This is a genomic window from Rhizobium sp. 42MFCr.1, from assembly GCF_000377185.1.
GTDB classification, from domain to species: Bacteria; Pseudomonadota; Alphaproteobacteria; order Rhizobiales; family Rhizobiaceae; genus Rhizobium; species Rhizobium altiplani.
On sequence record NZ_KB897830.1, the window covers coordinates 106,582 to 129,321 of the forward strand.

The 22,740-nt window shown below is 60.2% G+C and carries 16 protein-coding genes and 1 pseudogene; 11 read left to right on the forward strand and 6 right to left on the reverse strand.

Features of this window, described 5'->3' with window-relative positions; genetic code table 11:
• Window positions 1-16: 16 nt before the first annotated feature.
• Window positions 17-961 (reverse strand): diacylglycerol/lipid kinase family protein, encoded by a 945-nt coding sequence (locus C934_RS0114940; RefSeq protein WP_026371815.1) that lies wholly within the window; start codon window positions 959-961, stop codon window positions 17-19.
• 315 nt (window positions 962-1,276) lie between these two features.
• Here C934_RS0114940 and C934_RS0114945 point away from each other — a divergent pair, with 315 nt between their 5' ends.
• Both C934_RS0114945 and mgtE read left to right on the forward strand, forming a co-directional pair.
• Window positions 1,277-2,497, forward strand: coding sequence for an MFS transporter (locus C934_RS0114945; protein WP_018857465.1), 1,221 nt, complete (start codon window positions 1,277-1,279; stop codon window positions 2,495-2,497).
• Window positions 2,498-2,816: 319 nt separating this feature from the next.
• Window positions 2,817-4,193 (forward strand): magnesium transporter, encoded by a 1,377-nt coding sequence (gene mgtE / locus C934_RS0114950; RefSeq protein WP_018857466.1) that lies wholly within the window; start codon window positions 2,817-2,819, stop codon window positions 4,191-4,193.
• A 30-nt stretch (window positions 4,194-4,223) separates the two neighbouring features.
• Here the strand turns inward: mgtE and C934_RS0114955 are convergent, their stop codons facing one another.
• Entirely contained in the window at window positions 4,224-4,697 is a 474-nt protein-coding gene (locus tag C934_RS0114955) for an Lrp/AsnC family transcriptional regulator (protein ID WP_018857467.1), read from the reverse strand.
• A 146-nt stretch (window positions 4,698-4,843) separates the two neighbouring features.
• On the opposite strand from C934_RS0114955, the gene C934_RS0114960 reads away from it, so the two are divergent.
• Window positions 4,844-5,749 carry a DMT family transporter gene (locus C934_RS0114960; RefSeq protein WP_018857468.1) on the forward strand — a complete coding sequence of 302 codons (906 nt, stop codon included), beginning with the start codon at window positions 4,844-4,846 and terminating at the stop codon, window positions 5,747-5,749.
• Window positions 5,750-5,807: 58 nt separating this feature from the next.
• Here the strand turns inward: C934_RS0114960 and C934_RS0114965 are convergent, their stop codons facing one another.
• Entirely contained in the window at window positions 5,808-6,191 is a 384-nt protein-coding gene (locus tag C934_RS0114965) for a GNAT family N-acetyltransferase (RefSeq protein ID WP_018857469.1), read from the reverse strand.
• A 146-nt stretch (window positions 6,192-6,337) separates the two neighbouring features.
• A complete protein-coding gene (locus C934_RS0114970; RefSeq protein ID WP_018857470.1) occupies window positions 6,338-8,002 on the reverse strand; it encodes an electron transfer flavoprotein-ubiquinone oxidoreductase in 1,665 nt (554 codons plus the stop codon).
• Between the two features lie 244 nt (window positions 8,003-8,246).
• On the opposite strand from C934_RS0114970, the gene C934_RS0114975 reads away from it, so the two are divergent.
• The 6 genes from C934_RS0114975 (at window position 8,247) to C934_RS35635 (ending at window position 16,370) form a co-directional block, all read left to right on the forward strand.
• Entirely contained in the window at window positions 8,247-9,035 is a 789-nt protein-coding gene (locus C934_RS0114975) for an SDR family oxidoreductase (RefSeq protein WP_018857471.1), read from the forward strand.
• A 210-nt stretch (window positions 9,036-9,245) separates the two neighbouring features.
• On the forward strand, window positions 9,246-10,529 hold the full coding sequence (locus C934_RS0114980) for an efflux RND transporter periplasmic adaptor subunit (RefSeq protein WP_018857472.1): 1,284 nt from the start codon (window positions 9,246-9,248) through the stop codon (window positions 10,527-10,529).
• Window positions 10,526-13,642, forward strand: coding sequence for an efflux RND transporter permease subunit (locus tag C934_RS0114985; RefSeq protein WP_018857473.1), 3,117 nt, complete (start codon window positions 10,526-10,528; stop codon window positions 13,640-13,642). The genes C934_RS0114980 and C934_RS0114985 overlap by 4 nt, the downstream gene beginning before the upstream one ends.
• A 162-nt stretch (window positions 13,643-13,804) precedes the next feature.
• Window positions 13,805-15,097, forward strand: coding sequence for an Hsp70 family protein (locus C934_RS0114990; RefSeq protein ID WP_018857474.1), 1,293 nt, complete (start codon window positions 13,805-13,807; stop codon window positions 15,095-15,097).
• Window positions 15,098-15,156: 59 nt separating this feature from the next.
• Window positions 15,157-16,029, forward strand: coding sequence for a uracil-DNA glycosylase (locus C934_RS0114995; protein WP_018857475.1), 873 nt, complete (start codon window positions 15,157-15,159; stop codon window positions 16,027-16,029).
• Between the two features lie 149 nt (window positions 16,030-16,178).
• Window positions 16,179-16,370, forward strand: a complete 192-nt coding sequence (locus C934_RS35635) for a hypothetical protein (protein ID WP_018857476.1) — start codon at window positions 16,179-16,181, stop codon at window positions 16,368-16,370.
• Between the two features lie 95 nt (window positions 16,371-16,465).
• On the opposite strand, the pseudogene C934_RS31975 reads toward C934_RS35635, so the two are convergent.
• Both C934_RS31975 and C934_RS0115010 read right to left on the reverse strand, forming a co-directional pair.
• Window positions 16,466-17,313, reverse strand: a pseudogene (locus C934_RS31975) (hypothetical protein).
• A gap of 214 nt (window positions 17,314-17,527) precedes the next feature.
• Complete coding sequence (locus C934_RS0115010; protein ID WP_026371817.1) at window positions 17,528-18,457, reverse strand: DMT family transporter; 930 nt, start codon at window positions 18,455-18,457, stop codon at window positions 17,528-17,530.
• 280 nt (window positions 18,458-18,737) lie between these two features.
• Between C934_RS0115010 and C934_RS36170 the strand changes: the two genes are divergently transcribed.
• Together C934_RS36170 and pepN are read left to right on the forward strand one after the other, a co-directional pair.
• Entirely contained in the window at window positions 18,738-19,850 is a 1,113-nt protein-coding gene (locus tag C934_RS36170) for a methyl-accepting chemotaxis protein (RefSeq protein WP_018857478.1), read from the forward strand.
• A gap of 170 nt (window positions 19,851-20,020) precedes the next feature.
• The gene (pepN, locus tag C934_RS0115020) at window positions 20,021-22,669 is read left to right on the forward strand and encodes an aminopeptidase N (protein ID WP_018857479.1); all 2,649 of its coding nucleotides are present in this window, start codon (window positions 20,021-20,023) and stop codon (window positions 22,667-22,669) included.
• The last annotated feature ends 71 nt before the right edge of the window (window positions 22,670-22,740 follow it).

The following is a 22,740-nucleotide window of genomic DNA, read 5'->3' on the forward strand; positions in this document are numbered from 1 at the left end:
CCACCAGCAGGAGCTGCTAGGGAGCGACTTCGCGCCGCTCCGCTTCGTCAACTTGCGCTGCAAGTCCTTGCTGGACCAATACCTTGAGTTCGCCTGGATGCAATTTCAATGCAACGTCTCGCTCCAGAGGACGCAGCTCGCCATCCATCACGCAATTCGCCTTTGACGGCAGCTTTGGAAAGTGCAGATGCACTTCTGCCGGATGCATGATCATCACGTCCGCATTCTCCCTCACCTTGCCTCGCAAGAGATCGATCGCCAGACGCGCGACGCCGAGCGGCTTTAGTGGATTGGCGGTATAGAAGCCTAGTTCGCCACCTGTGAGGCTGTCTGCATAAAGCAAGGCATTCTGGCCGAAAGGGTTGTTTGAAACCGAGACCGCGGAGACCCGGCGCCTCTCATAAACTCCCCCCGCTTCGAACTCGACCTCGAATTCGGGTGGATTCAACACGACACCAAATGCGGCCCGCGCGCTTGCCCCCATCTTTCCAAGTCGGGAGCGGTACGAGTAGGTATTTCGATAGCGCACCATGCGCGCATGCAGCCCGGCCGAGAATTGGTGAATGAACGGCCTGCCGTTGGCGCTAGCGATATCCACACGATCGACTTCGCCAAAGGCGAGTGTTTCAAGCGCTTGCCAGATATCGAGTGGAACGCGCAAGGAACGGGCGAAAAGGTTCATTGTCCCGGCCGGCACAACGCCGAGTGCAATACCGTTTCTCCAGGCTATGGACGCTGCCGCCGATATCGTCCCGTCGCCACCGCCAGCGACGATGCCATCGATGTTTCCCCAGCGGGCCGCCCGCTCCATCGCGGGTACAATCTCCTTGCCGGAAAAGACGATTGCATCGAAATCGTGACCCGCTTCCCTGAAGATCGCCTCGGCCCGCCTTTCATAGGCTTCCATGTCGGTGGTCCTGAACGTTCCACCATCTCGATTGAAAAAGCCAACTAGTTTCATCAGGCTCCCGTTGATCCATCCCGACAGGCAAAGTCTGTTGGCGCTGCAAAGCAGATGGTTCCCGCAGCGGCAATTTCAAGCTGAAGCGCGCCTCACGGCCGCCGCGAGCGGCGACGGAGCCCCCAAATTTGCAAGGGACGTATGCAAATCGGGGGACGCTGCACTGCAGAAAACGCACTCGACCTGCAGCAATCTATCGTTGATAGATTGGACAGTGGAGCATCGTCTTCATCTCCCTTCATCTTCGGCCTACTGGTCACGCCGCATCTTGCGTCCCGTCCCGTATGTCACCTATCGAACGCCAAGGAGTGCCTCTTGAGCCAGGTCGCCGTAAACGATTCCATAGAAACGATGGCGGCAGAAGAGGCCCCGTCTCCGGCGGCAATTGCGCTCGTACAACTGGCGCTTGCCTGCGGCGGCTTCGGCATAGGCACCGGCGAATTCGCGATCATGGGTCTTTTGCCTAACGTCGCCGATACCTTCTCGGTGACGACGCCGCAGGCCGGCTACGTGATCAGCGCCTATGCGCTCGGCGTCGTTATCGGCGCTCCAATCATCGCGGTTCTCGCCGCAAAGATGGCGCGCCGCTTGCTGCTCCTCCTCGTCATGGGCATCTTTGCCGTCGGCAACCTGTTGAGCGCGATGGCACCGACCTTCGAGAGCTTCACGTTGATGCGCTTCATCACGGGGTTGCCGCATGGCGCCTACTTCGGCGTTGCCGCAATCGTCGCGGCATCCATGGTGCCGATGCACAAGCGCGCTCGCGCCGTCGGCCGCGTGATGCTCGGGTTGACGGTCGCGACCCTCCTGGGAACTCCGCTCGCCACCGTTTTCGGGCAGTCTCTCAACTGGCGGCTTGCCTTTACGATCGTTGGAATCATCGGCCTGCTGACGGTCGCCCTGATCTGGTACTACGTGCCATGCGACCGAGTTGCCGAGGGCGCAAGCTTTAAGCGGGAGCTCGGCGCATTCAAGCGTCCGCAGGTCCTGTTGACGCTCGCCACGGCATCCGTCGGCTTCGGTGGCATGTTCGCCATGTTTAGCTATATCGCACCAACCACGACCGAGGTCGCAATGCTGCCGGAGAGTATGGTCGCCGTGATGCTGATCATCTTCGGCATCGGCATGAACGTCGGCAATGTCGTCGGCTCCTGGTTTGCCGACAAATCGCTGATGGGAACGATCGGTGGTTGCCTTGTGTTCAACATCGTCGTGCTGACGCTGTTTTCCCTGACGGCTGCCAATCCGTTCATGCTGGCGCTTTGCGTATTCTGCATCGGTTGCGGCTTTGCTGCCGGTCCCGCTGTCCAGACCCGATTGATGGATGTCGCGGCGGATGCGCAGACGCTTGCTGCCGCATCTCACCACTCGGCATTCAATATTGCGAATGCGCTGGGCGCCTGGCTCGGCGGCCTGGTTATCGCACGGGGCTATGGCTTCGCCGCCACAGGCTATGTCGGCGCGATCCTGTCGTTTATCGGCATCTTTGTGTTCGTGGCGTCTCGAAGCCTCGATCGCCGAGACCGGAGCGCCTGACGCGGCCGCCCCGGCGCCAACGCACAGTCGACAGCGGCCCGCAAATTCGAAAGAACGCTGCTCGAACGATATGCCGCGCCGGAAGGTGCGGCATTCTGGCATCAAGCACCTCAAGCGCTTGACTTTTTTGACAATTGAGACCACCTAGAGCCTTACGCGGATCACCTCCATTTTCCGCGGATATCAACGGAGCCATCATCACGATGCCAAGCGACAGTAGCAGTCGATTGCCTTTGCCGTACGCGGCCCTCGTGCGCTGACCTGACTCCGTCGGGCTCGCCCGTCGGACGCTACGGCGGATCGACGGAAAGGCGAGCCTATGAACATCAATCGCTTCCCACTGCGGGCGGGCCATGCCGCTCGTTTCTTCAGCAGCGACCACCTCGGCCCGATCACCACGGCCGAGCGCGTCGAACAGCTGAACACACTTGAAATTTCCGAAGCCGCAGCAATCCTGGTTACGCTGCCGCAGCAAAAGGCCGTACGCATTCTCGGACGTCCCGAGTTGCATCACGCCGCCGCGATCCTTGCAGACATGCCGGTCGAGCATGCCGCACGGCTGTTGAACGCCGTGGCAAACGACCGTGTCGCCGACCTCTTTCAGGAAATGAACGAGGAGGTTCGTGCACACCTCTTCTCGCGGCTGGACCGCACGACCTGTCTCGCCGTCCAGCACCTGATGGGGTATCCGCCCCGCACGGCCGGCAGCATCATGACGACCGAATTCGTCAGCGTGCCCGACACCTGGACTGTCGAACAGACGCTGGAGCACGTGCGCAAAGTCGAGCGTTCGCGCGAGACGGTCTATGCGATCTACGTCCTCGATGCGGTCAGCCGCGCGCTGACGAGCGTCGTCACACTCCGCCGCCTCATCACCGGCGAGCCCGGCGAATCGGTCCTGACCGTTGCGCAGAAGGAAGGGGTTGTGCGTGCCGATCCGCTGATGACGCAGGAAGATGTCGCCCGGCTGATCCGCAAGCATAATCTGCTCGCCCTGCCCGTCGTCAGCGAGGACGGCCACATGCTCGGCATCGTCACGGTCGACGACGTCATCGACACGATGATCGCCGACCAGACCGAAGACGCCCAGAAATTCGGTGGTATGGAAGCCCTCGGCAAGCCCTACACCAAGATCAGCTTTGCCGGCATGATCCGCAAGCGTGCTGGTTGGCTGTGCGCCCTCTTCCTCGGCGAAATGCTGACGGCAAGCGCCATGCAGCATTTCGAAGGCGAGGTTGAGAAGGCGATCGTGCTGACGCTGTTCGTGCCGCTGATCATGAGCTCTGGCGGCAACAGCGGGTCGCAGGCGACATCGCTGATCATCCGGGCGCTGGCGCTCGGCGAGCTCAAGCTCTCCGACTGGTGGCGCGTGCTGATGCGCGAGCTGCCGACGGGTATCGTGCTCGGCACGATCCTGGGATTGGTCGGTTTCGCCCGCATCGTGCTCTGGCAAAAAATCGGGCTCTATGACTACGGCGAGCACTGGGTCCTGGTCGGCGTCACGATCTTTACCGCACTGATCGGCATTGTCACGTTTGGTTCGCTGGCGGGCTCCATGCTGCCGTTCATCCTGCAGAGGCTGCGGCTTGATCCGGCAAGCGCCTCCGCCCCGTTGGTCGCCACGCTCGTCGATGTGAGCGGGCTGGTGATCTACTTCTCGGTCGCGCTGCTGATCCTCAGTGGCACGCTGCTCTAAGCAAGAAAACGGGGCCGATTGGCCCCGTTTCTATTTCAGTTCCGGCAGCTTCAGCGCTCCGTGGGTTTTCATGCTGCGAATGGCAAAGTTCGAGCGGATATCGCTGACATTCGGCAGGGTCAGCAGCGTGTCCGTCAGCAGCCGCTCATAGGCTGCGAGATCCTCGACCACCACCTCCGCAAGAAAGTCGGCCGTTCCCGATATTAGAAAACACGACACCACCTCGGGAATGGCGAGCAATGCCGCCTCCTGCGCCTGCGCGTTCTCGCGGCTGTGATGGGCGACCTTGAGCTCGACGAAAACCGTCAGGCCGAGACCGACTTCCTTGCGGTCGATATCGGCGCGGTAGCCGCGTATTACGCCGGTCTTTTCCAGATTGCGGATACGCCGCAGACAGGGGGACGGCGACAAATTGACCTTTTCGGCAATCTCCACGTTGGTCGCCCGGGCATCCTCCTGGAGGCATTCCAATATCGCCAGATCGAATTTATCAAGATTTGGCATGTTCGATAAAATCCTTTGGCGTGATTGGCAGATAATTGCTCATACCAGTATTTTGGCGGCATAGATAGCAAGGACATGCCTCGCCGTTTCCGCTTATTCTTCTCTCAACCGGACAGCAATCCGGACGATCACGAGAGGAGAGATCGATGAGCGCCGTTACCTTCACGAACAATGAAAAGTCCACGTCGACATCTGTCGGATATGCCGGCGCCGTCGTCACCGTCCTCATTTGGGCAGCGTGGATCCTGGCGACGCGTCACAGCGCGGCGACGCAGCTTGGCACGATCGATATCGGCCTGATCCGCTACGGTATTCCGATGCTTGTTCTGGCGCCCGTCTGGCTGAAGACTGGATTGCTGCCGAAAGGCGTGCCGCTCCGCCTGCTTGCCCCGATGGTCGCGGGCGCTGGCGCCGTTTTCTTCCAGCTGACCACGTCGGCCATTCACTCGACCCCGGCATCCGCCGCCGGTATTCTGCTCGGGGGGTCCATGCCGCTTGCCACTGCGCTGATCGGCGTCATCGTCTTCCGGGAACGACCGGACTTCATGCGCGTGCTCGGTCTTGCCGCGATCGTCGGCGGCGTTGCCATCCTACTGGTCCGCAGTCTCGCCGGTGCGGCACTACCCTGGACCAGCTTTGTTCTGCTACCGATGGGAGCGATCCTATGGGCAAGCTACACGCATGCCTTTCGCCGCTCCGGCCTGACGGCTCTGCAGGCCAGCGCGCTCATCGCCATCTGGTCATTTCTCATCCACATCGGTCTGGCCGTCGCCTTCGGTACGTCGATTGCCAGCGCACCACTTGGTGAGGTCGGCTTGCAGGTACTGAGCCAAGGCGTGCTGTCCGGCCTTGCTGCCACGGTCGCCTACGGCCTTGCGGTTCATGCGCTGGGCGGCACCCAGGCAGCTGCCTTCACGGCAATCACGCCGGTGCTGGCAACGATCGGCGGCGGCCTATTGCGTGGGGAGGAAATCGGCATCGCCGAGATCGCCGCCGCTGTTATCACCGGGCTCGGCGTAGCACTCTCGACCGGCATCGCCTCACGCCGATAGCAACTCCGCAGTTCGGGCGGGCGGCCAATCCGCCGGCTCACTCTATTGTTCCATGCCGCTATCGCTTCAGCGTAAGAACCATCGCAACCCGTCGTTCCGGATCCATCCCAACCGCGATTTCGTGATCCAGCTTTTTCTTCAGGAAATGCGGAACGGCTTCGACACTCGGCAGCACAAAGCCGAGGGAGGCGTAGAAGGGCGCGTTGAACGGTACGTAGCGATCCGTTGTCAGCGTCAGTGCCGATAGCCGACGCTGCTGCGCCATCTCGATTGCAGCCGACATCAGACGCCGCCCGACACCCCTGCGCTGCCAATCCGGGCAAACATCCAGTTCGTTCACATAGAGCGTGCCTTCGATTTCCTCGACCGCGAGAAAGCCGACCGGACAGTCGCCGTCATCGGCGGCAACGAGCAGCAGGCCCGCATCGAGCGACCCCCGCAACAAATCGTGTGGCAGCGCGTGCGCTTCCCTGATAACGCCGAGCGCCCCGCCAGCGTCGCGAAGGCATCGAGCTCGATCTCAGTCAGGCGCGGCAGCTCATCGAGACGCGCCTGCCGTATGGCGCAGGCGTTGCTCATGACTGCTTCTTACATATTCGGATAGACCGGTCCCTCGCCGCCCTGCGGCGGCACCCAGTTGATGTTCTGGTTGGGGTCCTTGATGTCGCAGGTCTTGCAGTGGACGCAGTTCTGGGCGTTGATGACAAAGGTCTCTTGCCCATCCTTCTCCACCCATTCGTAAACGCCGGCCGGACAGTAGCGCGTCGAAGGACCGGCATAGATGTCGTGCTCGGACGACTTCTGCAGCGCCATGTCCTTCACCTGCAGATGCACCGGCTGGTCTTCCTCGTGGTTGGTGTTCGACAGGAACACCGAGGACAGACGGTCGAAGGTGAGAACGCCGTCGGGCTTCGGGTAGGCGATCGGCTTGTGCTTGGCGGCCGGCTCCAGCGAGGCCGCATCCGTCTTGCCGTGCCTGAGCGTACCGAAGATCGAAAGGCCGAAGAGCTGGTTCGTCCACATGTCGAAACCGCCGAGCGCCACGCCGATTGCCGTGCCGAACTTCGACCACAGCGGCTTGACGTTTCGCACCCTCTTCAGGTCCTTACCGATGTCGCTTGAGCGCCAGTCGTTCTCGATCTCGACCACCTCGTCATTGGCGCGACCGGCTGCAATCGCCGCGGCAATCCGGTCCGCTGCCATCATGCCCGACAGCACCGCGTTGTGGCTGCCCTTGATGCGCGGCACGTTGACGAAGCCCGCCGAACAGCCAATCAGGGCGCCGCCGGGGAAGGATAACTTCGGTACAGACTGATAGCCGCCCTCGGTGATCGCACGCGCACCATAGGACAGCCGTTTGCCGCCCTCGAAGGTCGTGCGGATCGCCGGATGCGTCTTGAAGCGCTGGAACTCCTCGAAGGGATACAGGTAAGGGTTCTTGTAGTTCAGGTGGACGACGAAGCCGACGGCAACGAGATTGTCTTCGAGGTGGTAAAGGAAGGAGCCGCCGCCGGTCTTCATGCCGAGCGGCCAGCCGAACGAGTGCTGCACGAGACCTCGGCTGTGGTGCTCGGGCTTCACCTGCCAGAGTTCCTTGATGCCGATACCGAACTTTTGCGGCTGGCGATCCCTCGACAGATCGAACTTGGCGATCAACTGCTTGGCAAGCGAACCGCGGACCCCCTCGCCGATCAGCACATACTTGCCTGTTAGCGCCATGCCGCGGGTGTAGTTCGGGCCGGGCTCGCCGTTCTTCTCGATGCCCATGTCGCCGGTGGCCACACCGACGACGGCACCCTCGTCGCTGTAGAGCACCTCGGTCGCGGCAAAACCCGGATAGATCTCGACGCCGAGTTCTTCCGCCTTTGTGGCGAGCCAGCGACAGACGTTGCCAAGCGAAACGATGTAGTTGCCGTGGTTGCTCATCAGCGGCGGCATCATGAAATTCGGCAGGCGCACCGAGCCTGCCGGGCCGAGCACCAGGAAGTGGTCGTCCGTCACTTCGGTCTTGAACGGATGATCAGCCTCATCGCGCCAGCCAGGCAGCAGACGGTCGATGCCGATGGGATCGACGACGGCACCTGACAGGATGTGCGCGCCGACCTCAGCCCCCTTCTCGAGCACGACGACCGACAGTTCCGGGTTAATCTGTTTCAGACGGATCGCAGCCGACAACCCCGCAGGACCGCCACCGACGATCACAACGTCAAATTCCATGCTTTCGCGCTCGGGCAGTTCAGTCGTATCGGTCATGCATCATCTCCGCTCGGCCGACATCGCGGCCACATTCCCCGTGATGGGGTTATCTCTTGGCAAAACAGAGCTCTATTGTCGAGCCGGGAAACGACAGCGAATCCCCCAATTCGCGCAACAGCATTTCTAGCGCCAGATAAATATATGCAGCTTACGTAAGCGTCAAATCATAAACAGTGCCAGACGCCGCTTTCGTCTCCCGTCGGCGCGCCGTATAGAAAGACGGACAAATGGAGAAATTGACATGGATCTGGGCATCAAGGGCAAGCGCGCACTCGTTCTGGCATCGTCGCGCGGATTGGGGCATGGCATCGCCGTGGCTTTGGCACGTGAGGGCGCGAACGTTCTTCTCTGCGGCCGCAGCGGCGAGACGCTGGAGGCAAACTGCCGCGCCATCAACGCCGAAGGAAATGGCAAGGCGGATTGGATCTGGGCCGATCTCTCGGACGAGAATTTCGTCGAGACCGTGACCGCCGCCGTGCATGAAAAGCTTGGTGGCATCGATATCCTGGTCAACAATACCGGCGGCCCCACGCCAGGAACGACGCAGGACATGACGCCCGAGAAACTGGAGACCTATTTCTTCTCCATGGTGCTGCGGGTGATCGCGCTCACCAACGCATTGTTGCCATCCATGAAGGAACAAGGCTGGGGGCGCATTCTCACTGTCGCGTCGTCGGGCGTCATCGAACCGATCACCAACCTCGCTCTTTCGAACACGCTGCGCCCCGCCCTCGCCGGTTGGAGCAAGACGCTGGCAACGGAGATCGGACGCTTTGGGGTCACGTCAAACCTTCTGCTTCCCGGGAGCATTCTGACCGGCCGCACCGACGAGGTAGATGGGGCGGCCGCCAAGCGCACCGGCAAGAGCCTCGATGAAATCCGCTCTGCTAAGGAGGCCGCAATCCCCGTCGGTCGCTATGGGACGGTCGAAGAGTTCGCTGCAACCGCCGCCTTTCTTTGCAGCCAGCCCGCGAGCTACATCACGGGCAGTCTTGTACGCTGCGACGGCGGAGCGGCGCGATCCGTCTGATTGAAAAGGGGAAATTGGGAAAGTGTCGGCTACGGCGGATCGCCGATGCCCAACAAATAGTATTTCAGCTCATTCTTTCATTACAAAAATTTAAGCCATTATAACCACTTAGTGATGGTCGGTTCGGCAATTGTGTCTTTTTTGCGCCGTAATAGACGTGGTTCAATAGAGCCTTGATTTTCGCGCAACTCGCCCAAACCGGTCTCGCATATGAAGAAACTTTTGATCACGGCCTGCATTATAGCTGCTGCCAGCGTTGGCGCTTGGCAATACAGGGAACGAATCCCGTATCTTTCGCAATTTTTGCCCCACGCTCAGCCGCAGGCCGATGCCGCCGACGGCGGCCACCAAACGGCGGGCGATGCATCGCAGAAATCCGGTGATCAGAAGGGCGGCAGCAAGGGTCGCAACCGCAACGGCGGACCAACGCTGGTCAAGACTGTCGCAGCAGTGAAGACTGTTTTGCCCCGGGACGTCACAGCTTCGGGCTGGGCAGATGCGGACGACAACACCACGATCGCGGCCCAGGAACAGGGGATCGTTACGCAGATCCTTGCCTCGGACGGCGCCACCGTCAAACAGGGAGATCTGATCGCCAAGCTTGATGCCCGCACCGCACAGGCAACAGTCGACAAGGACAGCGCCATGGTGGTCCGCGACCAAGCCACCCTGTCGGAGTCCGAGACAGCGCTGGCACGCGCCAATGACCTTTTGAGCTCCAAGGCTGGCACACAGCAAAGCTACGATCAGGCAAAGGCGGCCCGCGATACGGCAGCCGCGACCGTAGAGGCCGATAAGGCCGCGCTTGCCGCCGATCAGGTCCTGCTTGAGCATACCGATATTCGCGCGCCCTTCGACGGACGCCTTGGCGATATCGCCGTGAGCCCAGGCGCCTTTGTGAACGCCGGCTCCGCGATCGTGACGATCGCAAAGTACGATCCGATCTACGTGAAATTCCACCTGCAGGAACGCGACCTCCGGCAGTTGAAGCTTGCACTTGCCGCAGGCCCGGTGGACGTCAGCACCGTTCCTCAATCCGACAAGGCCAAGCCACGTCAGGGCCATATCAGCTTTTACGACAACACCGTCGATCCTGCGTCCGGCACAATTCTCGCGAAGGCGAAGTTTGAGAACGCGTCCGGCGCTTTATGGCCCGGGCAATCGGTCAACATCGTTGTCCACTTCAACAACAATGAACAGCAGGTCGTGGTCCCGACCGTTGCTGTCAGTCCCGGCGCCGACGGCTTCTTCGCCATTGTCGCGCGCGACGGCAAGGCTCATGTGACACCCGTCACCGTGGCGCGCGCGAACGGTGGTTTCACCGCCGTCTCGCAAGGCCTGTCCGAGGGCGATCACGTCATCATCGAGGGACAGGCGCAGCTGGTCGACCAGCAGCCGGTCAAGGAACAGTTCGACGACAAGGCATTGAATGTCGCCTCGGTTGACCAAACGGCAGGCAAAACCGAAATCATCACAGCGGGCACGGAAGAATGATACCAAATTTCTGTATCCGACGTCCTGTTGCAACGACGCTGCTTGCCATCGGCGTCGTGCTTGCCGGCCTTGCCGGCTACCAACTCGTGCCGGTGGCAGCCCTGCCGCAGGTCGACTTCCCGACGATCAACGTCTCGGCCGCGCTGACCGGCGCCTCACCGCAGACGATGGCGACTTCGGTCTCCACGCCGCTGATCAAGCAGTTCCAGACCATTCCCGGCATCAGCGAAATCAGCGCCACGAACTCCCTCGGCAACACCAGCATCGTTCTGCAGTTCGATCTCAATCGCAACATCGATGCGGCAGCAGCCGATGTTCAGGCAGCGATCTCGCATGCCACGCGGCAATTGCCCGACAACATGACGACGCCGCCAAGCTATCGCAAGACGAACCCCGCCGATGCGCCGGTCATGCTGCTTGCCGTGCAAAGCGACACCATGCCCCGCAGCAAGCTCGACGAGATCGCCGAGGACATCATCTCGCCGTCCCTTTCAACACTTCCCGGCGTGGCTGAGGTTTCGGTATTCGGTGCGCAGACCTACGCGGTCCGGGTCGAGGTCGATCCCAACAAGCTTCTCAACCGCGGCATCGGTATCGATACCGTCAACCAGGCGCTGGTCGCTGCCAACAGCCAGGTTCCCGTCGGCTCCCTGCAGAACGACTCGCAAAGCATGACGATCAATGCGGACACTCAGCGGACCAATGCCGACGAGTTCCGTACGCTTGTCATTGCCAATCCCAACGGCGCACCGATCCACCTCGGCGACGTCGCCGACGTGCAGGACAGCGTTCAGAACCAGAATACCGGCAGCTGGTACGACGGCAACCGCAGCATCATTCTTGCCATTCAACGCCAGCCCGATGCCAATACCGTCGAGGTCGTCGACGCAATCAGGGCGAAGCTGCCGGGTCTGCACGCCGAAATCCCCGCCTCTGTTTCGACAAAGGTCATGAACGACTCTGCGCAGCCGATCAAGGACGCGATCACGGACGTGAAGTTTACGCTGCTCCTGACGATCGGCCTCGTCGTCCTGGTCATCTACCTCTTTACCGGTCACCTGACGGCGACGATCATTCCGGGCCTTGCCGTGCCGCTGTCGCTGATTACCACCTTCGGCATGATGTACGTGCTCGGATACAGCATCGACAACATCTCGCTGCTCGGACTAACGCTCGCAGTCGGCCTTGTCGTCGATGACGCGATCGTCATGCTGGAAAACATTCTCCGGCATGTCGAGGAAGGGATGCCGGTTCTCGATGCGGCGATCAAAGGCGCCGGCGAAGTCAGCTACACCATCATTTCCATGTCCGTGTCGCTGATTGCCGTCTTCATTCCGATCCTGTTGATGGGCGGCGTCGTCGGCCGCATCTTCAACGAGTTCGGCATGGTCGTTGCGATCGCGATCGTCGCCTCCGCGATTGTCTCGCTCACGGTGACGCCGATGCTGGCATCACGGCTCGGCAGTGGCCACGACCGCCCGCCCTTCTTCATCCGTTGGTTCGATGCCGGTTTCGAGCGGACACTCAGAGGATATGAAAAATCGGTCGGCTGGTGCCTGAAGCATCGTCCAGCCGTCCTCGCCCTGTTCGTGGCGTCGGTTGGCCTGACTGTCTATCTCTTCATGACGCTGCCATCCAGCTTCTTCCCCACCGAAGATATTGGACGCCTCAACATCTCGACGCGCGCACGCCAGGACATCTCCTATCCGGCGATGCAAGCGTTGCAGAACCAGGCAGCGGAACTCGTGAAGCAGAATCCCGCCGTCAATCACGTGATGTCGATTGTCGGCGGCAACGCACGCAGTCCGTTGAACAACGGCACGATGTTTGTCGAACTCAAGGACAAGGATCAGCGTCCACCGCTTGAGCAGACGTTACGGGAATTGCGGGCGAGCATCGGCAAGATTCCTGGGCTGCAGGCCTACATCACGCCGCAACAGAGCCTCCGCTTCGGCGGCCGTCAGACGGCGAGCCAATACCAGCTCGTCGTTCAGGCGCTGAGCGCCGATCAGACAAACGTCTGGGCAGACAAGATTCAGCAGGCCATGCGTTCCGATCCGCGTTTCACCGACGTCGCCTCAGATGCGCAGAACAATGCCCTGCAGGCCAATATCGTCGTCGACACGGAGAAGGCGGCAGCCTTCGGGATTACCGACGGACAGCTGCGGACGACCCTGCAGGAAGCCTTTGGCGGATACACCGCCGCCCAGATCCAGTCGACCGGCGACAGCTATGACGTGATCGTCGAGTACGATACGAGCAAGCCCTGGGACGACCAGAAGCTTCAGGAAATCCGCGTCGCTTCAAGCAACGGCGCCCTCGTTCCCTTGTCCAACTTCGCAAGGGTAGAACGCACGACGGGGCCGGTGACGATCAACCAGACCGGTCAGCTTGTCTCGACGACAGTCTCCTTCAACCTGCCGGCCGGCGAAGCGCTTGGCGATGCCACGGCGGCGATCGACCAGATCAAGAAAGACATCAACATGCCAGCAGACGTTTTCACGTCCTACGGTGGCACGGCGCAGATATTTGAGCAGTCCCAGGGCAACACGCCGCTGTTGATCCTGGCGGCAGTGCTGACGATCTACGTCGTGCTGGGTGTCCTCTACGAAAGCTTCATTCATCCGCTGACGATCCTTTCCGGCTTGCCGGCCGCGGCACTCGGTGCCCTGCTGGCGTTGAAAGTGATGGGCTTCGATCTTTCGATCATCGCGCTCATCGGCCTGCTGATGCTGATCGGTATCGTCAAGAAGAATGCGATCATGATGATCGACGTGGCGCTGGAGAACCTGCGCTCCGGCAACGGCATGTCGCCGTCGGAGGCGATTCATGAAGCCTGCGTTCGACGCTTCCGCCCGATCATGATGACGACCTTCTGCGCCCTCCTCGGCGCGCTTCCCATCGCTCTCGGGACCGGTGCAAGCTCGGAACTGCGCCAGCCGCTCGGCATTGCCGTCGTTGGCGGTCTCGTCGTGTCGCAAGCATTGACGCTTTTCATCACCCCGGTGATCTTCGTCGAAATGGGCAGGCTTAGCGATTGGCTCCTCAGCTTTGGACGGAAGAAGAAGACCGAGCACGATGAGGAGATACCTCAGGCATTGGCCGCCGAGTAGGGAACAAGCGGGCGCCATTGGCGCCCGCTGCATTTTTCACTTCAAGCCTTGAACAACGGCGGCCTCTGTGGCATCACGCGCCCTCCTTGGGCGCGTTGTTTCGCGCCTTAGCGGAGCTTGGCCTCCGTTCCCAAAAAACAATCGACTTGATGAGGTGCGGGCATGGCTCAGGCGCTGGGATTCGACTTCGGCACGACGAACACGGTCTTGGCCACGGCTGACGGGCCGACAACGCATTCAATGGCCTTTACGAGTGCGGCCGGAACTGCCGACAGCATGCGTACTGCCCTTTCCTTCATGAAGGATCCGCAACTCGGCACGTCCGCCCTGAAGGTCGAGGCCGGCCACGCGGCAATCCGGCAATTCATCGATAACCCCGGGGACTGCCGTTTCCTGCAGTCGATCAAGACCTTTGCGGCAAGCGCGCTCTTTCAGGGCACCCTCGTCTACGCGAAGCGCCACAGTTTCGAGGACCTGATGGAGGTCTTTATCAGGCGCCTCCGGAACTATGCCGGCGACAACTGGCCGTCCGACGTCAAGCGTATCGTCACCGGCCGCCCCGTGCATTTTGCCGGCGCGAACCCTGACCCTGCGCTGGCGACCCAGCGCTATAACGAGGCGCTGTCCCGCTTCGGCTTTCCGGAGGTTCACTACGTCTACGAACCGGTGGCCGCCGCGTTCTACTTCGCGCAGAACCTGAAATCCGATGCGACGGTTCTCGTCGCCGACTTCGGCGGCGGTACGACCGACTATTCGCTTATCCGGTTTGAAACGGTGGCCGGCAAACTGACGGCGACCCCGATCGGTCATTCGGGTGTCGGGATCGCCGGCGATCACTTTGACTATCGCATGATCGACAACATCGTCGCCCCTCAGATCGGCAAGGGGAGTCATTTCAAGAGTTTCGACAAAATCCTTGAAGTCCCGACGAACTACTACTCGAGCTTCGGTCGCTGGAACCAGCTCTCCATCTTCAAGACGTCGCGCGAATTCGAGGATCTCAAGAAGCTTGTGCGCACGGCGCTCGAGCCCGAGAAGCTCGAGACCTTCATCGATCTCGTCGACCACGATGAAGGTTACCCGCTCTATCAGGCTGTATCCGCGACGAAGATGGCGCTCTCCGCTTCGGACGAAGCAGCATTCGACTTCGCGCCCCTCGGCCGCGGAGGCCACCTGACGATTCGCCGGGCCGATTTCGAAAGCTGGATTGCAGATGATCTCGTACGGATCGAAGGCGCACTCGATGACGTGCTGGAAAGGACGAACACGACATCCGGCATGATCGACAAGGTGTTCCTCACCGGAGGCACGTCGTTTGTCCCGGCTGTGCGCCGCATCTTCACCGAGCGCTTCGATAAGGACCGCATCGAGACCGGCGGCGAACTGCTTTCCATCGCCCACGGCTTGGCGTTGATTGGCGAACGTGAGGACATCACGCAATGGACGGTGCAATAGGTCGTCTCCCGCCTATCGTGCTCTTTCATTGACGTCTCGGCTTCGCTAAGGTCACCGTTATGATCTCCGTCAGCGAACTCTCTCCGGGCGAACTCGCCGCGCTTCTGCATTTCCATGCCGAAGCCGGCGTGGAATGGCTGCTCGAGGAGGAAGCTGTCGATCGCTTTGCTGAGTTCGAGGCAATGAAAGCGGCAAGGCGAAGCACGGTCCCTTCGCCGCAGACTGCTGACGTTCGGGAGTCCACGGCCCGCCCGGCGGCTCAGACCACACAAAGGAACGCTCCCGCCCCCGAGCGTGCAGCCCAGCGGCCGCAGCCTTCGATCCCGGATGGCGAGGCCGTGCAGCAGGCACGCTTCGCCGCCGAGAGCGCCCGTTCGCTTCAGGAACTGAAAACGGCGCTCGAGGCATTCAACGGATGCAATCTCAAGCACAGCGCACGCTCGACGATCTTCGCCAGCGGTGATGCGGCCAGCGGGATCATGGTGATCGGTTCGGCGCCAGGGGCGGACGATGATCGTGAAGGCCAGCCCTTCTCCGGACGGCCTGGCCAACTGCTCGACAAGATGCTCGGGGCAATCGGTCTGCAGCGCGACGCCATATTGCTGACGCAGGTCATTCCCTGGCGACCACCGGGCAATCGCATTGCGTCGACCGCCGAAATGGATATTTGCCGTCCTTTCATCGAGCGGCAGATTGCTCTTGCCGAGCCGAAGGCGATTCTCGTACTCGGCAACTTTGCCGCCAGGGTCTTTTTTGGCGAAACCGATACGATTCACGGGTTGCGCGGGCAATGGCGAGAGATTGCGGTCGGAAACCGCATTATTCCTGCGATTGCGACATTGCACCCTCAGGATCTATTGACGGCACCAGTCAACAAACGATTGGCCTGGAACGATCTTTTGGCTTTTCAGGCCAAACTGGCAGCGCTCTGACGTGCCCTGAAAATAGGCAAATACAAATCTTTTGTGAAAACACCTATGCGTTTTTCGCATATCTGCCGTTTATTCTAATGCATTGAAAAGTTCATGTTGCAGTGCAATATATTGCTGTGTCTTGGGAGGAATCAACAGGAACCAAGGCAATGACTGCACGTTTTCGTCCTATACACTGTGGGTTTGAAACCCTTCGCCTTGCTAGCGAGCAAGGCCGCACAACGCAAAGCTACAGCCGCATTGGCTTCGCCACGAACGAGCAAATGGTTGCTCGCGGGACTGGCGCCAGCGGGCGCATCGCGCGTCCCGCCATGATCTTTGCGGACTTTCAGCAATACTGAGGCCGAGGCTGGCATTTGCTGGCCTCTTGTCGCGTTGCCTGCCTGAGCAATTCTCACCGACCTGGATCCTCGAGGGGCCGCGCGCCTCGTGGGCATCACGCCTCGCAGCGGAACGCGTCGTCCACATAGGCGAACTTGATCGCTTGCCACCGACTGTATTGCTCGACAAACGAACGCGACATCCGGAGCACGGGTTTCTTGTCGATCGTATCCCAACCAATGCATCCTTGCTGCGCCGCCTTGGCGAAAAGCCGCTGCAAGTGTGTACGCGATATCATGAAATCCGCCGCCAGTGCGCGACTGTCAACATGACCGACCACGACGCGCTCGGGATCGTCGCCGTCCAGATCGATCCGCGAGACAAGATGATGACGATCAGTCCGCCAGCGTCGTTCCACTGGAAGAGCGCCACATGCTCTGGGGGCTCTCTCCACTGGGGATCCTGGAGGCAATTGAGTGCAATTCGCGGCTGCATGACGCGGACCAGTTCCGGGTGAGCCTCAACATGGGCAACCCGGCTTCCGCCGTCCAACAGATCGAGAGCGCCCAGATTGGAGACCAACCAGCCAAACATCGCCTGATGACTGATTTCCGTCGGCTCGAACTGGCGGGGACGTCGGCGCTCGGCTCCTGGTGCATAGGCGATGAAGCGGTAGGTGACGAGTTCGTCGATAAAGCTCAACACCGTGTTGCGGCTGGCCACCTTGTGCGATGTGATCTCGCGCGTCAGCCGAACCGCCGTGAAGCCCGACGTGGAATCTGCGGGATCGCGCTCCATGGCAAGCGCATAGGCAGTCTGCGTCAGCAACCAGCGTTGTTGTGAAGCAAGCAAACGCGCCAATCGCGGGCCGGTGTTGAACATGCCGCGCATACGCCCCGCATGGAAGCGGAGGGCCAGGATGAACTTCGGGTTCGCAACCAAGTCTTCGGCACTAAGAGGCATTTTTCTCCCGACGCGCGTATCCGGCGTCGGCACTCCCCAGGCACCAGGACGTCCGACCAGCCCATAACATGCGCATTTGCGAATAAATGATGCTTCGTCAAGTTCATAAGACGCAAGAACTGTTCGGATGTCGTTCACTATTTCGTTTGAATTTCTCCCGCAAAACGCGAGAACTTCCGTTGCGTCGTCACAAAGCTGCGATTGCAGGCGGCCTTCAGGATCCGGCCTGCCGTGCCCCACGGCGCTCCAGATCCAACTGGTGCTCGCGGTAGATGATAAATATTCCGGCCGCCACGACAATTGCTGTCCCCAGGAGTGTGGCCCCGCTTGGGATATCGCCGAACACGAAATACGCGATGACACCGCCGATGACGATCGATGTGTATTCGAACGGCGCAACCGTCGAGACATCAGCGTGCCGGTAGCTCTCCGTCAACAGGATCTGCGCCACGCCCCCACAGAAGCCGGCCAAGATGAGAAACAATTGCGGCGCCAGATCAAGGACCTGCCAGCCGAACGGCACTGTCACGAGTGAGAACACCGTGGCGGTGATCGAAAAATAGAGGACGATCGTGGCGGTCTTCTCTTCCTCGACCAATCGTCGCACCTGAATCATCGCCATGCCGCCGAGCACCGAAGCCAGCAACACCGTTAGCGCGCCAATCGCCTGCTCGGCATGGATCCCGCCCTCACGGAAAAGGGTCAGTTTCGGCCACGATATGATGGCCACGCCGACAATCCCGAAAAGTACGGCGCTCCAGCGGTAGATTCGGACAGTTTCCCCGAGAAACACAGCTGCGAAGATCACGGCGACAAGCGGCATCGCGTAGCCAAGTGCAATGGCTTCCGGCAGCGGCAGGTGCAGCAGCCCATAGAAGCCGAGCCCCATTGATATGATGCCGAGCGTTCCCCGCTTCAGATGACCGATCGGATTGGCCGTATAGAATGCCGATCGCAACTGGCCGCGATAGGCAAGGTAAGCCATGATGGGAAACAGTGCGAAGAAGGAGCGGCAGAACGTCACCTGCCCCGGCTGGATGTCACTGCCGGCGAGCTTGATGAAGGTCTGCATTGCCAGGAAAACAACCACCGAGCCGACCTTGAACGCAATACCCCTCATCGGGTTTCCCGTAGCCGACCGCATGTCTTGAACTCTTGGATTGCTGTTTGGAGGCAGGAGGACGCGCCAGACTCGGCACATCTCGACTGTGACAGTCGCCGGGCCGAATGAACAGATAGAAAATCGGAAAATTTCGATGCTCAATCAATCGGATCGCACAAATTTTCATCAAATCTGAGATGTGCCCAAAAATGTTCATCCGATGAGTGTCCGCCTTAACGCTTCGGAAACCATAGAATCGCATTGATTGGCCGATATTTCAGTCCTCTTTCTCTCAGCTTGCATCGCTATCGGGGCAATTTCCATGACGCAGCTCAAATCCAGGGACAACGATCAGCAACGGTTGACCGCCACACCGCGGCTGATGCGTGCGGTAACGGAGGGAATCGGCACCGATCTTGAAAGTTTCAGCGCCGCGAACTCGCATGTGGTCAAGCAGATCAAGCTTCTTGCAATCAATGCGTTGATCGAAGCCGCCCGCGCCGGCGAAGCCGGGAAAGGCTTTGCTGTCGTTGCCAACGAGGTGCAGCGGCTGGCACAGGTCGCAAGCGACATTTCAGGGAAATTCGAAGGCAACGTCATTGGGCGTATCGGGCATTCCCGCGTCATGGCGGAAGCGCTCGTGAACGAGATGGAGGGCGTAAGGCTTACCGATCTCGCCCAAACTCTCGTGCAACTGATCGTCCGCAATCTCTTCGAGCGAACCGCCGACGTGCGGTGGTGGGCGACCGATGCCGCGCTTTGGCAGGCGCTGCAGGAGCCGACAAAGGAAAGGGCGACCTTCGCTGCCCAACGACTTGGGGTCATCAATCGCTTCTACACCGTCTATCTCGACCTCGTTTTGACAGATGCCTCAGGTCAGGTGATCGCCTCGGCAAACCCTGAATTTGAGCGCAAGACCGCCGGAAGATCGCTTGCAGGCGACGGCTGGTTCCAAGCATCCGTACGCTGCGCGTCGGGAGACGACTACATCGTCGACGATGTCCGCGACAGCCATCTGCATGGCAACCGCGCCGCCCTTGTCTATGCAACGGCAGTGCGCGAGGGTGGCACGCTCCACGGCAAAACTCTCGGAACACTGGGTGTGTATTTTGACTGGCAGAAGCAGGGACAGGCGATCGTCGAAACCGAAGCCAACCTGCCTCCGCAGATAGCAGAGAAAACGACCGTGATGTTGCTCGATGGATCAAACAGGATCATCGCCTCCAGCAATCCCAACCTTCTCTTCAGCCATTTTGCGCTTCAGAACCAGGCAGGTACGGCCCGCGGTAGCTACTATGATAACAACGGCTCAATTGTCGCTTTCGCCCGGACACTCGGCTACGAGGATTACGATGGCTTGGGCTGGCATGGCGTCGTCGTTCAGCGGACTGAAGACGATGAGGCGATAAGGGCAACCCTCAACCTAAAATCCTAGTCACGGACCGCCTAGATTTGGCCGTTCCGAGATCCTCCAAATCTGCCGTTGCCGCGATTTCGCTTTAACTTTGGTTCAGACTTTGGTGTAAAGATGCCCGTCAAAATTTGTGGCGGAGTGCCTACTCTGCGTACGAAGCACTCATCCGCTCAAGGTCTTCAGGGAACACCATGCGTACAGATACCGGCCAGGTCATCAATCTGGCAGACTACCAGCCCACCGAATTCGTTCTGGAACGCGTGGATCTGACCTTCGAGCTCGATCCCACTGAAACCAAGGTTGAAGCACGACTGATTTTCCATCGCCGCGAGGGTGTCGATCCCAAGGCTCCGCTGATGCTCGACGGCGATGAACTGACGCTTTCCGGCCTGCTGTTCGATCAGTTGGAAATGCCGGCCGACCAATACACGGCAACGCCGGAAAGCCTGACGGTCCGCGATCTACCCGCATCAGAACCGTTCGAGCTGACGATCACTACGATCATCAACCCCGAAGCCAATACGAAACTGATGGGCCTTTACCGCACCGGCGGTATCTATTGCACGCAGTGCGAGGCTGAAGGCTTCCGGCGGATCACCTATTTCCAGGACCGCCCCGATGTTCTGGCGCCTTACACCGTCAACATCATTGCCGAGAAGGCCGCCAACCCGCTGCTGCTGTCGAACGGCAATTTCCTCGGGGGTGCTGGCTATGGCGAAGGCAAGCACTTCGCCGCCTGGTTCGATCCGCATCCTAAGCCGAGCTATCTCTTTGCGCTGGTCGCCGGCGATCTCGGCGTCATCGAAGATACGTTCACGACGATGTCCGGACGCGAGGTCGCCCTGAAGATCTATGTCGAGCACGGCAAAGAGCCGCGCGCCGCTTACGCGATGGACGCACTGAAGCGTTCGATGAAGTGGGACGAAGAGGTCTTCGGGCGCGAATATGATCTCGACATCTTCATGATCGTCGCCGTCTCCGACTTCAACATGGGCGCGATGGAGAACAAGGGCCTCAACGTCTTCAACGACAAGTACGTCCTTGCCGATCCGGAAACGGCCACGGATAGCGACTACGCCAACATCGAAGCGATCATCGCCCACGAGTACTTCCACAACTGGACCGGCAACCGCATCACTTGCCGCGACTGGTTCCAGCTGTGCCTGAAGGAAGGCCTGACCGTCTTTCGTGATCACGAGTTCTCGGCCGACCAGCGCTCGCGCCCGGTCAAGCGCATCGCCGAGGTCCGCCACCTGAAATCCGAGCAGTTCCCAGAGGATGCAGGCCCGCTCGCACATCCTGTTCGACCGACAAAATACCGTGAAATCAATAACTTCTATACGACAACCGTCTACGAGAAGGGCAGCGAAGTCACGCGAATGATCGCGACGCTGCTTGGCAAGAAGACGTTCAAGAAGGGCATGGACCTCTACTTCGACCGTCATGATGGCCAGGCTGTCACGATCGAGGACTTTGTGAAATGCTTCGAGGACACCAGCGGGCGCGATCTCACACAATTCTCACTGTGGTACCATCAGGCCGGCACGCCGCTGGTTACCGCTTCCGGCTGTTACGATGCTGCCGCAAAAGCCTTCAGCCTCTCGCTCGAGCAAATGATCCCTGCAACCCCGGGTCAGTCCGACAAGCAGCCGATGCACATTCCGCTGAACCTGCAACTTTTTGCGGAGGGTGGAGCAGCCATAGCGCCGACTTCCGTTGAAAGTGCGGAATATACCGGCGCCATTCTGCATCTCACAGAGCGCACCCAAACGGCAGTATTCCACGGGATCCAGACGCGACCGGTGGTCTCGATCAATCGCAGCTTCTCGGCTCCCATCAATCTCCATTTCGACCAGTCGCCTGCCGACCTGGCGCTGCTCGCCCGCCATGAGACGGACCATTTCGCGCGCTGGCAGGCCCTGACGGACCTTGCACTTCCGAACCTTTTGAAGGCGGCTCGCGATGCACGGGAAGGAAACCCCGTCGGTTGTGAGACAACCTTCGTTGACAGCCTCATCGCCGCGGCGGCTGACGAGAGTCTGGAACCCGCCTTCCGCACCCAGGCCCTGGCGCTGCCCAGCGAAGCCGATATTGCCCGCGAACTCGGGGGCAATAACGATCCGGACGCAATCCACGCCGGCCGCCAGGCAGTCATGAAACAGGTTGCTGACGCCGGACGCGACACGTTCGCTGCACTCTATGACTCGATGACGACGCCCGGCACCTTCAGCCCGGACGCAACGAGCGCGGGTCGCCGCGCCCTGCGCAACGCCGCGCTGACCTACCTCTCCTATGCCGAGAATTCGCCGGTACGCGCCAAGGCTGCCTTCGATGCCGCCAACAACATGACCGACCTGTTGCATGCGCTGACGGTCCTTGCGCACCGTTTCCCAGACAGCGCGGAAGCTGCCGAAGCGTTGTCGACCTTCCGGGATCGGTTCTCCGAGAACGCCCTGGTCATCGACAAATGGTTTTCGGTGCAGGCAACGATACCAGGCGGCGGCACGCTCGATCGGGTGCTGAAGCTCATGGAGAACCCTCTGTTCACGAGGACTAACCCCAATCGCGTCCGTTCATTGGTCGGCGCCTACGCTTTTGCCAATCCGACAGGCTTCGGTCGGGCCGATGGAGAGGGCTACCGCTTCCTCGCACGCGAGATTCTCGACATCGACCGGCGCAACCCTCAGTTGGCCGCGCGCATTCTGACGTCGATGCGTTCCTGGCGCTCCCTGGAGCCGGTTCGACAGGACCATGCCCGCGCTGCCCTGCTGGAAATCGAACGCGCCGCGGAGCTCTCGACCGACGTCCGTGACATCGTGGAACGCACCCTCAAAGGGTGATTTGCTGTCGAAGGCCGTTGCGCTGGTCGCAGCGACCTTCTGACCGCCAAAGAAAATTCAGCATCTAGAAT